Annotated in this window: 3 protein-coding genes and 1 pseudogene; 3 read left to right on the top strand and 1 reads right to left on the bottom strand. The window is 59.4% G+C overall.

Annotated features, from left to right (window positions below):
• The 3 genes and pseudogenes from A2J01_RS31730 to A2J01_RS36695 all read left to right on the top strand — a co-directional run.
• Positions 1 to 364, top strand: a pseudogene (locus A2J01_RS31730) (MBL fold metallo-hydrolase); the annotation flags it as partial.
• A gap of 186 nt (positions 365 to 550) precedes the next feature.
• Complete coding sequence (locus tag A2J01_RS31725) at positions 551 to 1,012, top strand: Hsp20/alpha crystallin family protein (RefSeq protein WP_058038924.1); 462 nt, start codon at positions 551 to 553, stop codon at positions 1,010 to 1,012.
• A gap of 57 nt (positions 1,013 to 1,069) precedes the next feature.
• Positions 1,070 to 1,213, top strand: a complete 144-nt coding sequence (locus tag A2J01_RS36695; protein WP_165639161.1) for a hypothetical protein — start codon at positions 1,070 to 1,072, stop codon at positions 1,211 to 1,213.
• A 356-nt stretch (positions 1,214 to 1,569) separates the two neighbouring features.
• Here A2J01_RS36695 and A2J01_RS31720 read toward each other — a convergent pair whose 3' ends face one another.
• Positions 1,570 to 2,286 (bottom strand): TetR/AcrR family transcriptional regulator C-terminal domain-containing protein, encoded by a 717-nt coding sequence (locus A2J01_RS31720; RefSeq protein ID WP_042452349.1) that lies wholly within the window; start codon positions 2,284 to 2,286, stop codon positions 1,570 to 1,572.
• Positions 2,287 to 2,436: the final 150 nt, after the last annotated feature.

Raw genomic sequence — 2,436 nt, 5'->3', positions numbered from 1 at the left:
CGGCGACCTGGGTAGCAGCGTCAACGACTTCCTCGACTCCATCGACCACGTCGCAACGATCGACGCACGCTGGTACGGAACATTCCATCAGAAGGGCGTGGTCGAGGGCAGCGACGAGTTCCGTCGCCGGTTGTCCGCATACCGCGACAAATTACTGAGCCGCGAAGACCGTCTCATCCAATTCCTCGGCGAACCAAAACTCTTGGAAGACATAGTCGCTCATCGACTCGTCTACCGCCCCCACGTATCGGCCCCGTACGTCGACGCCGTCGAACGACGGACAGCTCAGCTACACCTCGAACGACTCATCGCATCCGGTGCCGTCACAGTCGACGAAGACAAGGTGTTTCGCCGGACCCTCTGACATCCCTGGCGAACTGATCGCGCCATTTCGGATACTTCCGAAAATCGGACCGAAGTTCACCGAAAAAATCTGGCACTCGAGGTTGCAGAGTGCCAGTTTGGCTGGTTATCATGTTCTCGCACAGTAAGTTCGGTCGCCGTCGAGGTGACGGTGACCTTTCTTAGACGATACGGGAGGTGTGTTGCTGTGCTTCGTTTCGATCCTTTCACCGACATCGACGCGATCACCAAGTCCCTGCTTGCCACCGGAACCGGCAGCAGCCGAAGTCCACGCTTCATGCCGATGGACCTCTACAAGATCGATGACCACTACGTCCTTCACGCCGATCTTCCCGGCGTCGACCCAGGATCAGTGGACGTACAGGTAGACGGCTCGACCCTCACCCTGACCGCGCACCGCAGCGCCATTTCCGAAGAGGGAGTGACGTGGCTGGCCGGTGAGCGTTTCACAGGAACATACAGAAGGCAGCTGTCCATCAGTGAGGACATCGATTCCGAACGGATCGTCGCCTCATACGACAACGGCGTGTTGACCGTGACCTTGCCGATCGCAGAGAAGGCGAAACCGCGGCGGATCGAAATCTCGTCGAGACCGCCGTCCCGCACCGCAAACTCCGAGGTGAAAACCCAAGGACAGATCGAAGCCTGACCTGAACGGCTTGCACGAAATCGACTGTACGAGAGCCTTTCATCCAGGAGGTCCACTATGCCCGCGCCAATCATGGCCCCCGCCGCAGCTCTGGCTGAACCGGTCGTCTGGAACGAAGACCCGCAGCGGCAAGGCTGGTGGAAGCGCATCCTCGCGGCCACCCCGCCCGAGAACCCCACCAACGAAGAATTTCAACCCTGACAAAACCAGACCGTGTTCGCCGAATACGGTCACCCACAAATGAATTGATGCCTTCCGTCCGTCCACCGAGGCGGACGGAAGGCATTTACAGGCGCTCTACACACGTTCAGCTCGATGAAGCCTTCCGGCCGAACCGAAGAGCCATCACCTGCAGCAGGTCAGGAACCGCCCGAAATGGGCGAAGCAGGACGAAACACTCACACAACAAGGACGAAGCTCGCCGCCACCTGCCAACCGTGACTCGTACGGTTGAAATGTAGACGTCAGTGACTGCGCTGACGCTTACCGACCTCGTCGGTCCCCTGAATTGTGTGGCCGTCGAGGTCGTCTCATGTCTATACCCAAACTGAAAGTGGTCAGCCCTCAACCCTCGTCGGAGGAGATGCCGTCGCCAGACCCTCCAGAAGGATTGCCAGACCGCGCTCGAGTTCGTCCTGCCCGTCGTAGTGAGCCATGATCGTAGCCATCGACCGCAGTCTCGGAAACTCGGCAAGCGCAAGCCGATGCAGACCGAGCCGCAAGAGATCGTCCGTCTCCTCGGGATTTTCGACTATTTCCTGAAGCTCGTTGAGAATGTGCCCGTTGAGGAAGCCGAACACTGCTCGGTAGATGTGTAATGCGTCTTCAGGAGTGAAACCGGCCCGTATCAGCAGTTCGAGAATCGCTTCGACGTAGCGCAACGTCCCGGGAGGACGCAATCCGAGCGGGGTGGACAGCGGCCGAGTGACCAGCAAAGGAACCACGTTGGGGTGCGCGAGCGCGAGGCGGCGATACCCGTACGCAACTGCGTGCAGCTGCCCCCTCCAGTCGCGATCGGACGGGTCGACGACCAGTTGTTCGAGCACGGTCTCGACGACCCCGTCCAGCAGGGCCGCCTTGTTGGCCGCGTACCTGTAGAGAGTCATCGGATTTCTGTCGAGCGCTTTGCCCAGTCGGCGCATGGAGAGGCCGTCGGCACCTTCCTCGTCGATGATCGCCAACGCCGTCGAGAGTACGAGCGCCCTGGTGAGGGGCTCCTCGCGGTCCGCGGCGGGAATCAAACCCTTAGTGCGATCTGGCGAGTGTCCGGTCATTCACAAAACATACATCGTATGCCTACGCGTTGACAGAACAGTACGGCTGGTTTACTGTTCGGATACGCCCTATGCATACAACGTATACACACATCGTATACCCGGAATGTCCGGATTTACGTGGGCGCTCATCGATACGTCCCGGCGCCG

Source organism: Rhodococcus sp. EPR-134 (assembly GCF_001647205.1).
GTDB lineage: Bacteria > Actinomycetota > Actinomycetes > Mycobacteriales > Mycobacteriaceae > Rhodococcus_F > Rhodococcus_F qingshengii.
The sequence above is the reverse complement of the archived record's forward strand: the minus strand, read 5'-3'. Positions and strand labels throughout refer to the sequence as shown.